This window comes from Amycolatopsis sp. NPDC049688, from assembly GCF_040674975.1.
In the GTDB taxonomy this organism is placed as follows: domain Bacteria; phylum Actinomycetota; class Actinomycetes; order Mycobacteriales; family Pseudonocardiaceae; genus Amycolatopsis.
The window spans coordinates 191,841-208,638 of the sequence record NZ_JBFANY010000005.1; the positions used below are offsets into that span (position 1 = coordinate 191,841).

15 protein-coding genes and 1 pseudogene are annotated in these 16,798 nt (G+C 71.2%); 11 read left to right on the plus strand and 5 right to left on the minus strand.

The window, feature by feature from the left end; genetic code table 11:
* Nucleotides 1-6: 6 nt before the first annotated feature.
* The 6 genes from AB0J55_RS19855 to AB0J55_RS19880 all read left to right on the plus strand — a co-directional run bounded on the left by AB0J55_RS19855 (nucleotide 7) and on the right by AB0J55_RS19880 (nucleotide 6,715).
* The gene (locus AB0J55_RS19855) at nucleotides 7-1,956 is read left to right on the plus strand and encodes a biotin carboxylase N-terminal domain-containing protein (protein WP_364250041.1); all 1,950 of its coding nucleotides are present in this window, start codon (nucleotides 7-9) and stop codon (nucleotides 1,954-1,956) included.
* Nucleotides 1,953-3,116 carry an acyl-CoA dehydrogenase gene (locus AB0J55_RS19860; protein WP_364250044.1) on the plus strand — a complete coding sequence of 388 codons (1,164 nt, stop codon included), beginning with the start codon at nucleotides 1,953-1,955 and terminating at the stop codon, nucleotides 3,114-3,116. The genes AB0J55_RS19855 and AB0J55_RS19860 overlap by 4 nt, the downstream gene beginning before the upstream one ends.
* A gap of 7 nt (nucleotides 3,117-3,123) precedes the next feature.
* On the plus strand, nucleotides 3,124-3,720 hold the full coding sequence (locus AB0J55_RS19865; protein ID WP_364250047.1) for a TetR/AcrR family transcriptional regulator: 597 nt from the start codon (nucleotides 3,124-3,126) through the stop codon (nucleotides 3,718-3,720).
* 193 nt (nucleotides 3,721-3,913) lie between these two features.
* The gene (locus tag AB0J55_RS19870; protein ID WP_364250050.1) at nucleotides 3,914-4,171 is read left to right on the plus strand and encodes a hypothetical protein; all 258 of its coding nucleotides are present in this window, start codon (nucleotides 3,914-3,916) and stop codon (nucleotides 4,169-4,171) included.
* A gap of 75 nt (nucleotides 4,172-4,246) precedes the next feature.
* Nucleotides 4,247-6,028 (plus strand): murein biosynthesis integral membrane protein MurJ, encoded by a 1,782-nt coding sequence (gene murJ, locus AB0J55_RS19875; RefSeq protein ID WP_364250053.1) that lies wholly within the window; start codon nucleotides 4,247-4,249, stop codon nucleotides 6,026-6,028.
* Between the two features lie 201 nt (nucleotides 6,029-6,229).
* Nucleotides 6,230-6,715, plus strand: a complete 486-nt coding sequence (locus AB0J55_RS19880) for a hypothetical protein (RefSeq protein ID WP_364250056.1) — start codon at nucleotides 6,230-6,232, stop codon at nucleotides 6,713-6,715.
* 71 nt (nucleotides 6,716-6,786) lie between these two features.
* On the opposite strand, the gene AB0J55_RS19885 is transcribed toward AB0J55_RS19880, so the two are convergent.
* The gene (locus tag AB0J55_RS19885) at nucleotides 6,787-7,746 is read right to left on the minus strand and encodes a chitinase (RefSeq protein ID WP_364250059.1); all 960 of its coding nucleotides are present in this window, start codon (nucleotides 7,744-7,746) and stop codon (nucleotides 6,787-6,789) included.
* A 216-nt stretch (nucleotides 7,747-7,962) separates the two neighbouring features.
* On the opposite strand from AB0J55_RS19885, the gene AB0J55_RS19890 reads away from it, so the two are divergent.
* Complete coding sequence (locus AB0J55_RS19890; protein ID WP_364250062.1) at nucleotides 7,963-9,261, plus strand: GGDEF domain-containing protein; 1,299 nt, start codon at nucleotides 7,963-7,965, stop codon at nucleotides 9,259-9,261.
* Here the strand turns inward: AB0J55_RS19890 and AB0J55_RS19895 are convergent.
* Together AB0J55_RS19895 and AB0J55_RS19900 are read right to left on the minus strand one after the other, a co-directional pair.
* On the minus strand, nucleotides 9,248-10,210 hold the full coding sequence (locus AB0J55_RS19895) for a 2-oxoglutarate and iron-dependent oxygenase domain-containing protein (protein ID WP_364250065.1): 963 nt from the start codon (nucleotides 10,208-10,210) through the stop codon (nucleotides 9,248-9,250). The genes AB0J55_RS19890 and AB0J55_RS19895 overlap by 14 nt on opposite strands.
* Before the next feature lie 38 nt (nucleotides 10,211-10,248).
* A complete protein-coding gene (locus AB0J55_RS19900; protein WP_364250068.1) occupies nucleotides 10,249-10,707 on the minus strand; it encodes a nucleoside deaminase in 459 nt (152 codons plus the stop codon).
* A 111-nt stretch (nucleotides 10,708-10,818) separates the two neighbouring features.
* Between AB0J55_RS19900 and AB0J55_RS19905 the strand changes: the two genes are divergently transcribed.
* The gene (locus AB0J55_RS19905) at nucleotides 10,819-11,775 is read left to right on the plus strand and encodes a YafY family protein (protein ID WP_364250071.1); all 957 of its coding nucleotides are present in this window, start codon (nucleotides 10,819-10,821) and stop codon (nucleotides 11,773-11,775) included.
* Nucleotides 11,776-11,778: 3 nt separating this feature from the next.
* Here the strand turns inward: AB0J55_RS19905 and AB0J55_RS19910 are convergent, their stop codons facing one another.
* Nucleotides 11,779-12,867 carry a winged helix DNA-binding domain-containing protein gene (locus tag AB0J55_RS19910; RefSeq protein ID WP_364250073.1) on the minus strand — a complete coding sequence of 363 codons (1,089 nt, stop codon included), beginning with the start codon at nucleotides 12,865-12,867 and terminating at the stop codon, nucleotides 11,779-11,781.
* 67 nt (nucleotides 12,868-12,934) lie between these two features.
* A complete protein-coding gene (locus AB0J55_RS19915) occupies nucleotides 12,935-13,555 on the minus strand; it encodes a TetR/AcrR family transcriptional regulator (RefSeq protein ID WP_364250076.1) in 621 nt (206 codons plus the stop codon).
* 195 nt (nucleotides 13,556-13,750) lie between these two features.
* Here AB0J55_RS19915 and AB0J55_RS19920 point away from each other — a divergent pair, with 195 nt between their 5' ends.
* From AB0J55_RS19920 to AB0J55_RS19930, 3 genes and pseudogenes are all read left to right on the plus strand, one after another.
* A complete protein-coding gene (locus AB0J55_RS19920) occupies nucleotides 13,751-14,437 on the plus strand; it encodes a hypothetical protein (protein WP_364250079.1) in 687 nt (228 codons plus the stop codon).
* 419 nt (nucleotides 14,438-14,856) lie between these two features.
* Complete coding sequence (locus tag AB0J55_RS19925) at nucleotides 14,857-15,615, plus strand: hypothetical protein (protein ID WP_364250082.1); 759 nt, start codon at nucleotides 14,857-14,859, stop codon at nucleotides 15,613-15,615.
* A 122-nt stretch (nucleotides 15,616-15,737) separates the two neighbouring features.
* Nucleotides 15,738-16,740, plus strand: a pseudogene (locus AB0J55_RS19930) (IS481 family transposase).
* Nucleotides 16,741-16,798 lie beyond the last annotated feature (58 nt).

The following is a 16,798-nucleotide window of genomic DNA, read 5'->3' on the forward strand; positions in this document are numbered from 1 at the left end:
CGAGCGATGATCCAGAACCTGCTGGTCGCCAACCGCGGCGAGATCGCCCGCCGCGTCTTCCGCACCTGCCGCGACGCCGGGATCGGCACGGTGGCGGTGTTTTCCGACGCCGACTCCGCCGCCCCGCACACCCGCGAAGCCGACGCGGCCGTCCGCCTGCCCGGCAACGCGCCGTCCGAGACGTATCTGCGGGCGGAACTGCTGGTCAAGGCCGCGGCCGAGACCGGTGCCGACGCCGTCCACCCGGGGTACGGCTTCCTGTCCGAGAACGCCGCCTTCGCCCGGGCCGTCCTCGACGCCGGGCTGACCTGGGTCGGGCCGCCGCCGGAGGCCATCGAGACCATGGGCTCCAAAGTGGAGTCCAAGCGGCTGATGGCCGCCGCCGGGGTCCCGGTGCTGGCCGAACTGGACCCGGCGTCGGTGACGGCGGAAGACCTGCCGCTGCTGGTCAAGGCGTCCGCCGGCGGTGGTGGCCGGGGCATGCGGGTGGTGCGCTCGCTCGGCGAGCTGGCCGAGGCCGTGGAGGGGGCGAGTGCGGAGGCCGGGTCGGCGTTCGGTGACCCGACCGTCTTCTGCGAGCGCTACCTGGAGACCGGGCGCCACATCGAGGTCCAGGTGCTCGCCGACCGGCACGGCACGGTGTGGGCGGTGGGGGAGCGGGAGTGCTCCATCCAGCGCCGGCACCAGAAGGTCGTCGAGGAGGCGCCGTCGCCGTTCGTCGGCGCGGCGATGCGCGAGGAGCTGTTCGAGGCCGCGCGCAAGGCCGCCAAGGCGATCGACTACGTCGGCGCGGGCACGGTCGAGTTCCTCGCCGGGCCCGACGGGCGGTTCTACTTCCTGGAGATGAACACCCGGCTGCAGGTCGAGCACCCGGTCACCGAGAACGTCACCGGCCTCGACCTGGTCGCCCTGCAGCTGCGGATCGCCGAGGGTGAGCGGCTGCCCGCCGACCCGCCGCCGACCGTCGGGCACTCCATCGAGGTCCGGCTCTACGCCGAAGACCCGGCCGCGAACTGGCAGCCGCAAAGCGGCACGCTGCACACTTTCGAAGTGCCCGATGTGGACCGTTCGTTCGAACACGGGCCCGGCCTCCGGCTCGACTCCGGCTTCGAAACCGGTTCGGTGGTGGGTGTCCACTACGACCCGATGCTCGCCAAGGTGATCACCTGGGCCCCCACCCGCGCCGAAGCGGCCCGGCGGCTCGCCAAGGCACTGGCCGCGGCGAAGATCCACGGCGTCGTCACGAACCGCGACCTGCTGGTGAACATCCTCCGCCACGAAGCCTTCCTGGCCGGGGAGACCGACACGGCGTTCTTCGACCGCCACGGCCTCGACACCCTGGCCGCGCCGCTGGCCACGCCCGGCACCGAACGGCTGTCCGCGCTCGCGGCGGCGCTGGCGGACGCCGCGGGCAACCGGGCGCGAGCCACGACGCAGAGCAGGCTGCCCAGTGGCTGGCGCAACGTCCGGTCGGCCGGGCAGCGCAAGGTCTTCACGGCCGGCGACCGCGAGTACGAGATCGTCTACTCACTCACCCGCGACGGCCTCCGGGCCGAGGGCTTCGACACCGAGCTGGTGTCCAGTGCGCCCGGCCGGGTCGTGCTGGACGTCAACGGCGTGCGACGCACCTTCGACGTCGCCCGGCACGACGGCGTGTCCTATGTGGACTCCGCACTCGGATCGGTGGCGCTCACGGCGGCACCGCGCTTCGCCGACCCGGACGCCGCACTGGCCGCCGGGTCGCTGGTCGCCCCGATGCCCGGCACGGTCGTCCGGCTCGCCGTGCAGGCCGGGGACCCCGTCAAGGCGGGCGACCCGCTGCTGTGGCTGGAAGCGATGAAGATGGAACACCGGATCGCCGCCCCCGCCGACGGCGTGGTCGCGGAACTGCCGGTGACAGTGGGACAGCAGGTCGAAGTGGGCACGATCCTCGCGGTGGTGGGAGAAGAAGCATGAACATGAACTTCATCGAGCCGGAGGAGCGGATCGCGCTTCGCAAGGCCGTCGCCGAGCTCGGCGCCAAGTACGGGCACGAGTACTACGCCCGCAAGGCGCGCGCGGACGAGAAGACGCACGAGCTGTGGGACGAGGCCGGCCGCCTGGGCTACCTCGGCGTCAACATCCCCGAGGAGTACGGCGGCGGCGGAGCGGGCATCGCCGACCTCGCGGCCGTCCTCGAGGAACTCGCCGCCGCGGGCTCGCCGCTGCTGCTCATGGTCGTCTCCCCGGCCATCTGCGGCACCGTGATCTCCCGGTTCGGCACCGAAGAGCAGAAGAAGCAGTGGCTGCCCGGCATCGCCGACGGTACCAAGCGGATGGTCTTCGCGATCACCGAACCGGACGCCGGGTCGAACTCGCACAAGATCACCACCACGGCCCGGCGCGACGGCGACGGCTGGGTCCTCAGTGGACGGAAGGTCTACATCTCCGGCGTCGACGAGGCCGACGCCGTGCTCGTCGTCGGCCGCACCGAAGACGCGAAGACCGGCCGGCTCAAGCCCGCGCTGTTCATCCTGCCGATCGGCACGGAAGGCTTCGAGTACACGAAGATCCCGATGGACATCGTCGCGCCGGAGAACCAGTTCTCGCTGTTCCTCGACGACGTCAAGCTCCCGGCCGAGGCCCTGGTCGGCGAGGAGGACGCGGCGATCGCCCAGCTGTTCGCGGGCCTCAACCCGGAACGCATCATGGGCGCGTCGTTCTCCCTCGGCATCGCGCGGTACGCGCTGGCCAAGGCGGTCGGCTACGCCAACCAGCGGCAGGTCTGGGGCGCCCCGATCGGCACCCACCAGGGCCTCGCGCACCCGCTCGCGGAGATCAAGATCGAGCTGGAGCTGGCCAAGCTGATGACGCAGAAGGCCGCGTCGCTCTACGACTCCGGCGACGACTTCGGCGCGGGCGAGTCGGCCAACATGGCCAAGTACGCCGCCGCGGAGGTCGCGATCCGCGCGACCGACCAGGCCGTGCAGACCCACGGCGGCAACGGCCTCGCCACCGAATACGGCCTCGGCACCCTGGTGACGGCGGTGCGGCTCGGCCGGATCGCCCCGGTCAGCCGCGAGATGGTGCTCAACTTCGTCGGCCAGCACAGCCTCGGCCTCCCGAAGTCGTACTAGGAGCGTCTTGACCGGCATCCGCGAACCCCAGCAGGAACGCAGCCGCACCACGCGGCGCCGATTGGTCGAGGCCGCCCTCGACAGCTTCGCCGAGCGCGGCTGGCACGGCGTGACGGTGGCCGGCATCGCCGAACGCGCCGGCGTCTCCCGCGGCGCAGCCCAGCACCACTTCCCGGCCCGCGAGGACCTCGTGGTGGCGGCGGTCGACCTGCTGGGCGAGGCCCAGATCGACGAGCTGCGCGCCCAGGCAGCCGACCTGCCGAGCGGAGCATCCCGCATCGAGCGCGTCGTCGAAATGGTCCTGAACCTGTACACCGGCCCGCTGTTCCGAGCGGCCCTGCAACTGTGGTCGGTGGCGGCAACCGACGACGCCCTACGGGACGTGCTGGTCCCGCTGGAAGCGCGGGTGGGCCGCGAGGCCCACCGCGTGACAGTGGAGCTCCTGGGGGTCGACGAGTCCCGCCCGGGGGCCCGCGAACTGGTCCAGGCCACCCTGGACCTGGCCCGCGGCCTGGGCCTGGCCAACCTCCTGACCGACGACGCAAGGCGGAGACGGCAGATCGTCCGCGAGTGGGCCCGAACGCTGGAGCTGCGGCTCGGCTGAGCAACCAGGCAAAGGAGCGGGCAGGGCATCCCGGCGCCTGCCCGTCCGGCGAGGACATCTTTTCCCTCGAACCCGACCGCACCGAGACCGGACGGAACCTCACCCGCCCCCCGAACGTCATAGTGCCGTAAGTAACACAATCGGCCCAACGGGCGAATAACTCGTTGTAGCGACGAAAGAGGAAGGCAGACCGGTGTCCGGTTCAGGAGTCGAGCTCACCCACCGCGCGATGGCGATGCTGAAGGCGGTGGCCGCGGGCCGTGCGCAGATGTCGTGCAGCTGCGAGCCCGACCTCTTCGTCGACGGATTCGCCTGCTGCGATCAGATCACCGCGCACGCCCTCGCCCACGGCGGCTACCTGCGGCCCGCCGTCGAAGGCGGCACCGGGCGCGTGACCGCCGAGCTGACCGAAGCCGGGCGGGCCGCGCTGGCGGTCACCGCCGCCGCCTGAACATCACGGACCGTCGCGGTCTCGAACAGGTGTTCGGTCTCCCGCGCGTGCTCCTGACCTGGCAGGCTTGTCCTCATGGCGGAGCACCCACCACCGGTCGACGACGAGGCCACGGTCTTCCTCCCGAGCGAGCTGCGGGGCCCGCACTGGCCGACCCGTGACCTCGACGTCTCGCGGCGGCCCTACGACGAGTTCGCCGGCCAGATCGTCGCGCGGCCGCCCGCTTCGCCGGTCAGCGCCGGCCGCGGGGAAGGAGCCGGCTCGTCGCTGGCCCGCTCCAGCGGCCGGATGGCGGTCGCCTCCGCCGTCAGCCGGGTCACCGGGTTCGTCGCGAAGCTGCTGCTGGCCGCCGTGGTCGGGACCGGGGTGGCCAACGACTCCTTCACCGTCGCGAACACCCTGCCCAACATCGTCTTCGAGCTGCTCTTCGGCGGTGTCCTGGCCAGCGTCGTGGTGCCGCTGCTGGTCCGCTCCCACGACGACCCGGACGGCGGCCGCGCCTACACGCAGCGGCTGATCACGATGGCGCTGGTGCTGCTCGTCGTCGGCACGGCGGTCGCGGTGGCCATCGCCCCGCTGTTCACCGCCCTCTACGTCGACAAATCGTCTCCGACCGCGAACCCCGGGCTGACCACCGCGCTGGCGTACCTGCTGCTGCCGCAGATCCTGTTCTACGGGCTGTTCGCGCTGCTCTCGGCGATCCTCAACGCGCAGAACGTCTTCGGCCCGCCGGCCTGGGCGCCGGTGCTGAACAACGTCGTCGTCACCGGCACGCTCGTGCTGTTCGCGCTGGTGCCGGGCGAGCTGACCCTCGACCCGGTCCGGATGAGCGACCCGAAGCTGCTCGTGCTCGGCCTCGGCACCACGCTCGGCATCGTCGCGCAGGCGCTCGTGCTGATCCCGGCGTTGCTGCGCACCGGGTTCCGGTTCCGCTGGCGCTGGGGCTTCGACCCGCGGATCAGGGAGTTCGGCGGGCTCGCCGCATGGATCCTCGGCTACGTCGTGGTCAGCCACGTCGGGTTCGTCGTCACCACCCGCGTGCTGACCGGCGGCAACAGCGGCGGCGTCACGGCCTACAGCTACGCGTCGCTGCTGTTCCAGCTGCCGTACGGCATCCTCGGCGTCTCGCTGCTGACGGCGCTGATGCCGCGGATGAGCCGCGCCGCCGCGGACGGCGACACGGTGTCGCTCGTCGGCGACCTCTCGCTGGCCTCCCGCATGTCGACGGTGCTGTTCGTGCCGATTTCGGCGGTGCTGGCGGTGGTCGGAACGCCGATCGGCATCGCGATCTTCACCTGGGGCCGCGGCACCCTGGACGACGCCGAGCGGCTAGGCCAGACCCTGGCCGTCTCCGCGGTCGGGCTGCTGCCGTTCGCGCTGGTCATGCTGCAGCTGCGGGTGTTCTACGCGATGAAGGACGCTCGCACGCCGACCCTGATCATGCTGGTGATGACGGCGGTGAAGATCCCGCTGCTGCTGCTCTGCCGCGGCCTGCTCGACGGCGAGCACATCGTCTACGGCGTGATGCTGGTCAACGGCGCCGGGTTCGTGGTCGGCGCGGTGCTGGGGCAGGTGTGGCTGTGGGTCCGGCTCGGCCACCTGCGCAGCAAGCGCTCACTGCGGGTCGGGTTGATCACGCTGTCGGTGAGCGGGCTGGGGGTGGTGGCGGCGGTGCTGGCCGGGTACGCGGTGCCGGCGTCGCTCGGGGTGATCCCGGGGGCGTGGGTGAAGCTGCCGGTACAGGGGTTGCTGGGGATGGCGGTGCCGTTCGGGCTGCTGGCGGTGCTGAGGCTGCCGGAGTTCACCCCGGTGACCCGCCGGGTGGCCGGACTGGGACGGCGGTTGGTGGCGCGCTGACGGCTTGCGGGCGCGGCCGGGCCGCGGTGGCTCGCCGCCTCGTTGACGGCTACGGCCGGGAACGCGATCCGGTTGTCTCGGAACGGTAACGAGACCGCTCCGATCAGCGCGTTTACTTTTCCCGCAACGGTTTCTACTATCCACCCGGATCATGCGGCCGCGGGCGAGCGCGGCGGCGGGGGTATCGGGTGGAGGTCGTGCATGACGCGCAGTGCGCGCAGGCGACGGGACCGGGTCACGGTCGACGAACTGCTCCGGCAGACCGGCGCGCGGCCGCGCAAACCGGGTTCGCGGGCGGCCGAGCTCGCGGCGCGCCGGGACACCGGGGCCGGCCCCGGGCCCAGCGGTGCGGCGCGGATGGCCCTGGCGTCGGCGGTGATCGTCGTGCTCGGCGGGCTGGTGCTCGTGCTCGCGACGCGGCCGGACTCCGTGCCCGGGTCCACGCAGTTCCCGCAGCTGCAGCCGGCCACCGCCGTCCCGGCGTCGTCCACCGCGGTGGCCGCGCCCACCGAGACGACCACGCCGTCGCCGGTCGTCATGCACGCGCGGCGGACGCCGACGCCCACCCCGACCGTGACCGTCGAGCTGCCGCCCCCGCCGCCGGTCACGACGAAGCCGTCCACCTGGGCGCCCGGGTGGAATCCTTACCAGTGCAACCCGTACTACTGCGGCGGCTGGCGGCGCTGACCCGCGAAGGCCCCCTCACCGACCCCGATGCCGGTGAGAGGGCCTCCGACTGCCCCACTACGGGCCCCGTGTCAGCCGGTGTAGCCGGCGACGACCTTGGTGAACGCGTACTTGTCCTGCGTGATGCCGCTGCATTCGCCGCCGCCGCTGCAGTCGCGGTTGGTGGCCCAGAACGTGAAGCGGGCCAGGTGGTGGCTCGTCGCGTAGCTGCGGATGGAGGTGAAGTTCGAGACCGTGACCGTCTCGCCCGCGTTGTCGGTCTTGCCGTTCATCGAGGAGAGGCCGCTGTGCCGGTAGGCGGTGTCGTCGCTCCAGCCGAACGTGGTCTTGAGCTGGTTCTTCAGCCCGTCGACCGCGGACTTCGTCAGCGCGGCCATGTCGCCGCCGCCGGAGAAGTCGAACGGCATGACCGACCAGACGTCGACCGGCGCGCCGATCGCCTTGGCCTGGTTGATCAGGCGCTTGCCCCACGAGTCGGGGCCGGTCGTGGTGGTGCCGATGGTGATCACCACGCGCAGGTTCGGGTTCTTCTGCTTGGTCAGCTTGACCGCGCCCAGGATGCGGTCCTGGACCGTGTTGTTCTGGAACTCGTCGGTGTTCTCGATGTCGAGGTCGATCGCCTTGAGGCCGTAGGCGTCGATCACCTTCTGGTACGCACCCGCCAGCGCGGAGGCCGACGTGCACTTCGAGCCCAGCTTCGTGCCGGACCACCCGCCGAAGGAGGGGATCACGTCCCCGCCGGCGTTGCGGATGTTCTGGATCATCGTCTTGTCCGAGCCGGTCAGTGAACGGCTGCCGTCCCACTTCGGGTTGCAGGTCCCGTCCGACAGGACGAACGCGAGCGTAAACGCTTTCACGCCGGTCGCGGACATCGCCGCGGTCGGGCTGGTCTGGCCGCCCCACTGGTAGAGGTACGGGGAGGCGAGCACCGGGTCGACCGCGGCCATGGCCTGCGGGGCGAGCCCGACCGTCGTCGCCAGCGCGGCCGAGGCGGCCGCGGCGAGGGTGACTAGACGGCGCACTGATTTCATGGGGGTCCTCCGAATGCAGGGTGGAGCACCTCCGGTTTGAGGCGGCGGGATCAACCCGGGAGGAGTGCTGTGTGCCACCACACAATGGACTAGACCAATATTGCGTGTCAACCCTCCGCCAGTCGGAAAATGACCCACGGAGTCGTCCGGACCACCTAGGTCGAATTCCCCTGAAGGCGGATCGACACCGGCCCGCATTCCGGCTACTTTGCCGAAATGGTGGGGGATTCCACGGTCGCCGCCGGCGGGGAACGCCGCCCTGGCCGGTTGCTGGCCGCCCTCCTCCCGCAGCGCTGGTCCCCGCGGCGGTGGGCGCTGTGGCGGCTGCCGCGCCGCGGCCAGGTCTGCTACCTCCTCGGGGTGGACGCGCTCGCCGTCGCCGCCGTCGTGCTCGCCGCCCTCCGCTTCCCGCCCCTGCCCGCGATGCTCGCGCCGTTCGCGCTGCTCCTGGGCGGGATGCTGGTGTCGGCCGAACTCGCGCGGCCGGTGGAACGCCACCGCGAGGACACCCTGCTCGGCCCCGGCGTCGACACGCCGTGGGTCTTCGCCGGGGTGCTCGTGCTCCGCCCGGGACTCGCCGTCGCGCTGGTCGTGCTCTCCGCGCTGCACCAGTGGTTCCGGGTCCGCAGAAGACCCGGGTACCGGCAGGTGTCCGGCGCCGCGGCGACGGCGCTGGCCGGGCTCGCCGCCGGTGCCTTCCTCACCGCGACCGGGGTCCGGCCGCTCGGCGAGGTCCTCGACGCCCGGACCGTCGGCCTGCTCACCGTCGCCGGGGTGGTGTTCCTCGCGGTGAACGCCGCCCTCGTGACCGGCGCCGACGGGCCCCGCCGCCCGCGCGACGCCGCACCGGGGCACGCCTTCGACGCCGCGATGACGGCGTTCGGCCTGCCGCTGGCCTGGGCCGTCGTCGCCGCGCCGCTGCTGGTGCCGCTGCTGGCCGGCGCCACCGTGGTGCTGCACCGCGGCGGGCTGGGGGCCGGCCGCCGCGACCACGTCACCCTCGATCCCGGCACCGGCGTGCTGACCGCCGCGTCCTGGCGCGGCGCCGCCGAGGCCCGGCTGGACCGCCTCGGCGGGCACAGCCCCGGTCCGGCCGTGCTGCTGCTCGACCTCGACCACTTCCGCCTGCTCAACGACCGCTACGGCGTCCGCATCGGCGACGCCGTCCTGCGCGCGGTCGCCGGCACCCTGCGCGACGAGGTGCGGGCCGCCGACCTCGTGGGGCGCTCGGGCGGCGAGGAGTTCGCGGTGCTGCTGCCCGGCACCGGCGCCTTCGACGCGATGGCGATCGCCGAGCGGATCCGGCTGCGGATCGCCTCGACGCTGGTGGCGCTGAAGGCGTCGGGCGACGGCCCGCAGTTCGTCGGCGTGACGGTGTCGATCGGCGTGGCGGACTGCGCGGCCGGCGGCGTCCTCGCGGACGCGCTGCTGGCCGCGGAAACGGCGTTGCTGCGGGCGAAAGCGGCGGGCCGCAACCGGACCTTCTGCGCCGAACCGGACGTCAGCTCATCGTGATGGCGTCGAGCTTCTCCCGCAGGTACTCCGACGCGATCACCTCGGGGTAGGTCCGGGTGCCCAGCGGCGGCGCCAGCGACGTGATCCGGGCGTCGTGGTCGGTTTCGTAGAAGAAGATCAGGGAGACCAGGTCCTCGTCGGGGGCCGACGCCGGCGGCGGCAGGACGCGGTGGCGCGTCGACCGCCAGCGGTCGCCGGTCCAGCGGGCCATCAGGTCCCCGATGTTCACCGTGAACGCGTCCGGGTGGAACGGCGCGTCCTCCCATTCGCCGCCGGCCGTGCAGACCTGCAGGCCACCCAGCCCGGCCTGGCGGTCGAGCACGGTGACGGTGCCGAAGTCGGTGTGCGGGCCGATCCGGAACTGGTCCGGCTCCGGCGGGCCGACGTGGGTCATCGGCGGGTACCAGTTGATGTTGAACGTGTACGTCGGGTGCGCGGTGTGCCGGGTGAAGTGGCTTTCCGCGAGGCCGAGCGCCGCGGCGAAGATCTCCAGCAGGTGGTCCGAGAGCGCCCGCATCCGGCGCATGTACTCGGTGGCCGCCTCGCCGAGGCCGGGCACCTCGTGCGGCCAGACGTTGGGCTGGAACCAGAACCCGTCGATTTCGGCGACGCCGAGCTTGTGGTCCGCGCCCGCGGAGTAGGACTCCTTGAGGTCCGGCGGGGTCTCGGTGCCCTCCGCGTAGCCGTTGGCCTCGACGCCGGGCGGCAGCCAGCCGCGGCCGCCGACGGTCACGGCGTAGCGCTGCTTGACGTCCTCGGGCAGCGCGAAGAACCGCCGCGCCAGCTCGCGGGTCCGCGTGCGCAGGTCCGCCGGCACGCCGTGCCCGGTGACCAGCAGGAAGCCGGACTCCCGCAGGGCCTCGTCGATCCGGGCGGCGACGTCGGCGCGGCCTTCGGACGTGCCCGCGAACCACGGCGAAAGGTCCACGAGCGGAACGGATGACGGCATACCGGCTCCTCGTCCAGCGCTGTCGGTCCGACACTGTCCTAGTCGGACTTCTCGACCCCGATGTCCTCGAACCACAGGTCCGGGCGCGCGGCGATGAACTCCGTCATCAGCGCGGTGCAGCCGGGGTCGTCGAGCAGGGTGATCTCGACGCCCAGCCCGGCGAGCCAGTCGTGACCGCCGTGGAACGTCTTCGCCTCGCCGATGACCACGCGCCCGATACCGAACTGACGGACGAGCCCGGAGCAGTACCAGCACGGCGAGAGCGTCGTGACCATGATCGTGTCGCGGTAGTGCGGGCGGCGGCCGGCGTTGCGGAAGGCCGCGGTCTCGGCGTGCATCGACGGGTCGCCGTCCTGCACGCGCCGGTTGTGCCCGCGGCCGAGCAGGGTGCCCGCGGTGTCGAACAGCGCGGCCCCGATCGGCACGCCGCCTTCGGCCTTGCCCAGCTCGGCTTCTTCGCGGGCGACGGCGAGCAGCGTGTGCGGGTCGATCGGCATGCGCCACTCTTTCCGGCCGGGGCGGCGCCTGGCAAGTGTTCGGCCGCCCGACTGCACTATCCGGCGGATCGCGGACCGGATCTGTCCGCGATGTCTGGCACACTGCGTGCCATGTACGGCACTTCGGAACGCCTGCTCCGGCTGTTGTCTCTGTTGCAGGCCCGCCGGGACTGGCCGGGCGCGGACCTGGCGGCCCGGCTCGAGGTCGACGTCCGCACGATCCGCCGCGACGTCGAGCGGCTGCGTTCCCTGGGCTACCCGGTGCACGCGACACCCGGCGTGGCGGGCGGCTACCGGCTCGGCGCGGGCGCGGCGCTGCCCCCGTTGCTGCTGGACGACGACGAAGCGGTGGCGGTCGCGGTCGGCCTGCGCACGGCGGCGAGCGGCACGGTCAGCGGCATCGAGGAGACGTCGGTGCGCGCGCTGGCGAAGCTGGAGCAGGTGCTGCCGGCGCGCCTGCGCCCCCGGGTCGGTGCCCTGCAGGCCGCGACGGTCTCGCTGCCGGGGGCGGGGCCGACGGTGGACGCGTCGGTGCTGACGACGATCGCCGCGGCCTGCCGCGACCACGAGCGCCTGCGTTTCGGCTACGGCGACCGCACGGGGGCCGCGACGGAACGGTCGGTGGAGCCGCTGCGGCTGGTCCACACGGGACGGCGCTGGTACCTGGTGGCGTTCGACCTCGACCGCGACGCGTGGCGGACGTTCCGGGTGGACCGGATCGACGGCGTGCCGTCGGCGGGCTTCCGGTTCGCCCCGCGCGAGCCGCCGGCCGCGGACCTCGCCGAGTACGTCTCCCGCCAGATCTCGACGGCGCCGTACCCGCACCGGTTCGTGCTGCGCGTGGCCGCGCCGGCGGAAGTGCTGGCGCGCCGGATCCCGCCGACGTCGGGGGTGGTGGAGGCGATCGACGAGCACTGCTGCCGGGTTCGGACCGGGGCGAACACCCTGGACACGGTGCCGTACCACCTGGCTCAGTGGGGGTACGACTTCGTGGTGGAGGAGGCGCCGGACGGGCTGGTGGAGCGGTTGCGGGAGGTGGCGGAGCGGTTCGCGCGGGCGGTCGGGTGAGGTTCAGCGGGACTCGATCCGCGTCCGGTCGCTCTCGCCGTCGCTCAGGAAAGCCGCGAGCTCGCTTCCCTCGGCTGTCACCTCGCGGCGTTCCTGCCCGGTCAGCCGGCGCAGCGGCCGCACCACCACCGCGCCGCCGTCGGTCGTCCAGGTCGCGCTGACCCGGCCGTCCACCAGCACCACCCGCTCGCCCGCCACCGACAGCCCGCGGTGGGCGTCGTCGATGATGCGGGTGCGGTCGTCGTAGCCGAGGATCGCGTTGTCGAACGCCGGCAGGAACCGGACCGGCGCCGGGGTGTCCGGGCCGGGGCGCGGGGCGTCCGGCAGGTCGAGCAGCTCGCGGCCGCGCTCGTCGCGGAACGCCACCAGCTCCTCGCGTACTTTTTTCACGGCCGCCGGCAGCCCGGCCAGGCCGGACCACGCGCGCAGGTCCGCCGTCGCCGCCGGGCCGAAGGCCGCCAGGTAGCGGCGCACCAGGACCTGCCCGACGCCGTCGGCCGGGTCGAGCGGGTCGCCGTCGCGGCCCAGCCACGCCGTCAGCGGCAGGTTGCGCACGCCGGCCCTGGTCCGCCACAGCCCGCGCGGCGGCAGCTGGACCATCGGGATCAGCGCGGCGACCAGCATCTCCCCGAGCGGCCGCGGCCCCGCCGCGGGCCAGCGGCCGGCGACCGCACGGGCCAGCTCGCCCATCGAGCGCGGCTCGCCGTCGGCCAGCACCTCCCGGCCCGCGGCCGCGAGCTCGCCGAGGTCGACCTCCGCGAGTTCGCGGCGGTAGGTGCCGAGGACGCGCTGGCGCAGCATCGCGTCGAAGCGGGTCCGCCACGCGAGCACGTCGCCGGCCGTGAGCAGGTGCACGGTCCGGCGCATGAGGTGGGTCCGCACGACCTGCCGGCCGGTCAGCAGGTCGTCCAGCGCCGCGGGGGCGAACCCGCGCAGCCGCGACCACAGCCCGGTGAACGGTTCCTGCGGCTCCTGCGCCTGCAGACCGCCGAGGTGCGCCACGGCGTCGGACACGGGCAGCGGCGAGCGTTCGAGCAGCAGCTGGCGGGCGAGGGTGGCGCGGTTGAGGGCGCGGCTGTCCAGTTTCGGCACGGCGTCACTCTGGCAGAGAAAGCGGACAGAATATGACCGCTACTGTGCAGCCTTGTTGAACGACCGCTCAGTCTGTGACGGGCATCACGCCGAGCATGCGGAGCACGAGCCCGCCGTACTCCTTGCCCAGCGCGGTGGGGGTCTGCCGGGCCCGCTCGGTGTACCAGCGGGCGACGTCGACCCCGAGCGAGAGCACGGCCCGCGCGGCGACGTGCGGGTCGGAGACGGTGAACACGCCACCGGCGGCGCCCTCGGCGATGACTTCCCGCACGATCCGCTCGATCCGCCGCCGCAGCTCGGCGACCACCTCGAACTCCTGCTCGGGAAGGGCCTGCAGCTCGTACTGGACCACCCGGGCGACGGTGTGCCGCCGCGCGTGCCAGGCCACGAAGTCCTCGACGATGAGCCGGATCCGTTCGACGGGATCGGCTTCCTTCGCGACGACGTTCTCGACGAGCGCGAGGGTCTGCTCGTGCCCGTACCGGCTGATGGCGAACAGCAGCGCGGCCTTGGAGGGAAAGTGCACGTAGAGCGCGGCGGGCGACATCCCCGCGGCCCCGGCGATGTCCCGCGTGGTGGTGGCGTGGTACCCCCGCTTGGCGAAGGCCTCGACCCCGGCGAGCATCAGCCGCCGCGCGGTCTCGGGCTGCACGTCCGGCCACAGTTCGGCCGACAGCGACATCGTCATCCGCTGATCCTCCCAGATAGCCCCGCCCCACCGGCGGCCCCGACGGCCGGCCCGATCCCGGCCATTGTAAGCGAGCGCTAACCTGAGGTATCCGATCCGGCCGGGAACGCATCGGTTTGCCGGGGCCCGCAGTATCACGGCGGAGGGCTCCCGCCCGCCAGGGAAGGTTCACGGACCGGCTGGATCATCGCCATCGTGGCCATCGGCGTGGTTGTCGTGATCGGCGTCGCCGCGGGCGTGCTCGCCGTCCTCAACCGCGGCGCAGGTCACGACACGGTCGGCGGCAGATTCGGGTCCGCATCGCTGATCGGCTGCGACGACGTCGCCCGCCGAGCAGGAAACTCGCCGCCGAAGAGCTTCGAGACGCCGCTACAAGGGAGTCAGGCTGGCTGTGTCACCTTCGCGGACTCGGCCAACGCCGTGACGGTTCCTGTCCACGTGCAATTGAACACCGTGCAGTGGCAGAGCGCCGGATTCGATGTCCAGACGTCGGCCGGCTACGTGATGGGCGTTGACCTTGACCGCTCTGATCTCATGCCAGCCCAGACGCTGAGGTCGTCACGGTGCTGTCTGCTGATCGACCCGGTCGACCGTCCGCCGGGTCTGCATCCTGGACGCCCGAGTAGACGGTCACGGCGACCAGTTGCCGACGTCTGCCTGGCAAGAGGGGGCCTCGAGAACGATGGGCGGCGGCTCGGCCAAGGCGCCGGCGGGCGGACGCTCACGATAGCCCGCATGACCATGGTTCAGGGGCACTTGCTACGGGATGAGCTGGACCGCCGGTGCCGCTGTCCGTGTTCCACGAAGAACACGGACAGCGCGGCATCTGAAACTGCCAATTCGCACGTTTCATCGCGGACGTCGCAGACGGGAGTCAACTGAGCGCGCCGCAAGTTTCGTAGTTGGTCGCCCAAGTATTGGATGAATCCGGCGGGCTGGCCCGAAGCATGGTCTGGAGACCGCGGACAGCTGAGTACTCCAGCGCGTGCGAAAATGCGTGGATGGCACGGTTGACAAGCTGGCAGGAGCTCCGAGCGCTACGGGCAACCCCTCCGGGGCTGGCGGCTGGAGATGTCGATCGAAAGGGAACCTTCGTTGCTGCCCTTCGGCAAGCCGAAGAACTCGCAGAGGCGGCAGCGTCGGCGAGTTACGCTACTAAGGCTTTGCCCCTGTTCTATGCGTTGAGCCAAGCCGGGCGAGCTATCGCGGCCGCTCACCTGCCTGATCCATGGCAACTTCGCGGACATGGCCTGAAGGTGGGATCGAATCCCGGTCAGATCATTCGAAGCACTGTGACGCCGATGTCTGGTTCGCAGGACTCGTATCACGGAACTGCCGCCGCGATCCGCTCCTCAAGCTTGGTGGCGTCGGCTCAGCTCGGCGAGCTCTGGGCTGCGAACCCGGATCTCCTGGATGTGCGAATTCCCGGATCTTCGGCAGCCTGGAGACGCCCCATCAAGCTGGAGCTGGGAGATCTGCAACCTCCGGCGGGAGCTGCGGTCGGATATGAAGCCAGCGTCGTTCACACGAATGGAACCGTCACCATGCCGATCGACGTGCCGGGGACCACTGCACGGGAGATTACCGCCGCACTAGCGGGCTATCCTTCGCTTCGTGACGCATTTGCCGTCAAGCAAGGATCGCAAGGACCAGAGGAAGCCGCTCCTGGCGAAGAGGTTGTCCGCAATGAGAACCGGCCGGACAGGGCTGCGATCATCGGGCTGCGTTGCCCGCCTGTTACGACCCTGAATGAGATATGGAATAAAACGCGCGAGTTCGCGTCTGTCGTGGAGATTGCTCCGGGGTACCGGCATAGTAAGATTCCAGAGTTCGTCGGGTATGCCCTCCCGGAGATCGCCGGCGCTGCCTGTCCGCATCCTCTCATGCTCTGGTGGTCGATACTGCTCGGGCTTTCGAGCCTCACTCGGTACGAGCCTGCGGCATGGTCTGCGGCGATCGACCTTGATGCATCAGAACTTGCCGTACCTCTTGAGCAGGTTCTCGATATCGCAGAGGAGCGGCTACCGAACCGAATTCTGCACGTCTTGATGGCGAATTAATAGCTAGCTGTTGCGGGTCATGACGTTGGTGACGGCCGACGGGACCTGAGACGAGGGACGGGTCTTTCGGCGGCAGGATGAGAAGTGCGACCCACTCGTCCTGCCGAGAGAAAGACCCGTCCGTGTCCCACCGTAATGCCCCGCTGTCGCTCGAGGGCCGCCGCCGGCTCGTAGCGCGTTGCCAGGTTCGCCCGATCGCCCACGTCGCCGCTGAGATGGGCATCTCGCGGCAATGCGCATCCAAGTGGGTCAACCGCTGGCGCCGCTACGGCGAGGCTGGCCTGCTCGACCGGTCGAGCGCCCCGCACCGCCAGCCCACCGCCACGCCGGCCGAGGTTGTGGTCCGGATTGAGCAGCTACGCCGGCAACGGAAGTACTCCGCCCGAAGGATCGCCACGGAGCTGGCCGCCGAAGGCGTGACGATCTCTGTCCGCACCGTCGGCCGGCACCTGCTGCACCTTGGGCTCAATCGACGCCGGTTCCTCGACCCGACCGGAGCCACCAACCGCCAGCCGAGGCGGATCATCGCCCGCTGGCCCGGCCACATGGGTGCACCTCGATGTGAAGAAAATCGGGCAGATCCCCGACGGCGGCGGCTGGCGGATCCACGGCAAAGGCAGCGACCAGGACCGGAAGGTCGCCCGCACCAAAACCCGTGGCGGGCGGGCTCGCTACACCTACTTGCACTCTGCCGTCGACGGCTATTCCCGCCTGGCCTACACCGAAGCCCTGCCCGACGAAACCGCCCGCACCGCGATCGGGTTCGTCCACCGGGCCCGGGCGTTCTTCGCCCGACACGGCATCACCCACATCCACCGCCTCGTCACCGACAACGGCTCCTGCTACCGCGCGAAAGACTTCGCCACCGTCCTGCGCGGCGCCCGCCACCAGCGAATCACACCCTATACCCCACGCCACAACGGCAAGGTCGAACGCTACAACAGGATCTTGGCCGAGGAATTCCTCTACGCGCATGTCTGGCTCAGCGAAGCCGATCGCACCGCAGCTCTGGCCGTCTGGAACATCCACTACAACTACCATCGACCACACACTGCCGCCGGAGATCAGCCACCAGCGTCCAGGCTCCACGCTGGCGTCACCAACGTCATGGCCTCATACAGCTAGCGTGAACTCTTTTCTTAAGAAATTTTCTTGATCTCCTCGGTGGAGTCGGCGGTTCAGA

Coding starts and splice junctions, on each gene's coding strand:
- AB0J55_RS19855 (WP_364250041.1), top strand. CDS start 7: ATGATCCAGAACCTGCTGGTCGCCAACCGCGGCGAGATCGCCCGCCGC.
- AB0J55_RS19860 (WP_364250044.1), top strand. CDS start 1,953: ATGAACATGAACTTCATCGAGCCGGAGGAGCGGATCGCGCTTCGCAAG.
- murJ (WP_364250053.1), top strand. CDS start 4,247: ATGGCGGAGCACCCACCACCGGTCGACGACGAGGCCACGGTCTTCCTC.
- AB0J55_RS19880 (WP_364250056.1), top strand. CDS start 6,230: ATGACGCGCAGTGCGCGCAGGCGACGGGACCGGGTCACGGTCGACGAA.
- AB0J55_RS19885 (WP_364250059.1), bottom strand. CDS start 7,746: ATGAAATCAGTGCGCCGTCTAGTCACCCTCGCCGCGGCCGCCTCGGCC.
- AB0J55_RS19890 (WP_364250062.1), top strand. CDS start 7,963: ATGGTGGGGGATTCCACGGTCGCCGCCGGCGGGGAACGCCGCCCTGGC.
- AB0J55_RS19895 (WP_364250065.1), bottom strand. CDS start 10,210: ATGCCGTCATCCGTTCCGCTCGTGGACCTTTCGCCGTGGTTCGCGGGC.
- AB0J55_RS19900 (WP_364250068.1), bottom strand. CDS start 10,707: ATGCCGATCGACCCGCACACGCTGCTCGCCGTCGCCCGCGAAGAAGCC.
- AB0J55_RS19905 (WP_364250071.1), top strand. CDS start 10,819: ATGTACGGCACTTCGGAACGCCTGCTCCGGCTGTTGTCTCTGTTGCAG.
- AB0J55_RS19915 (WP_364250076.1), bottom strand. CDS start 13,555: ATGACGATGTCGCTGTCGGCCGAACTGTGGCCGGACGTGCAGCCCGAG.
- AB0J55_RS19925 (WP_364250082.1), top strand. CDS start 14,857: ATGTCTGGTTCGCAGGACTCGTATCACGGAACTGCCGCCGCGATCCGC.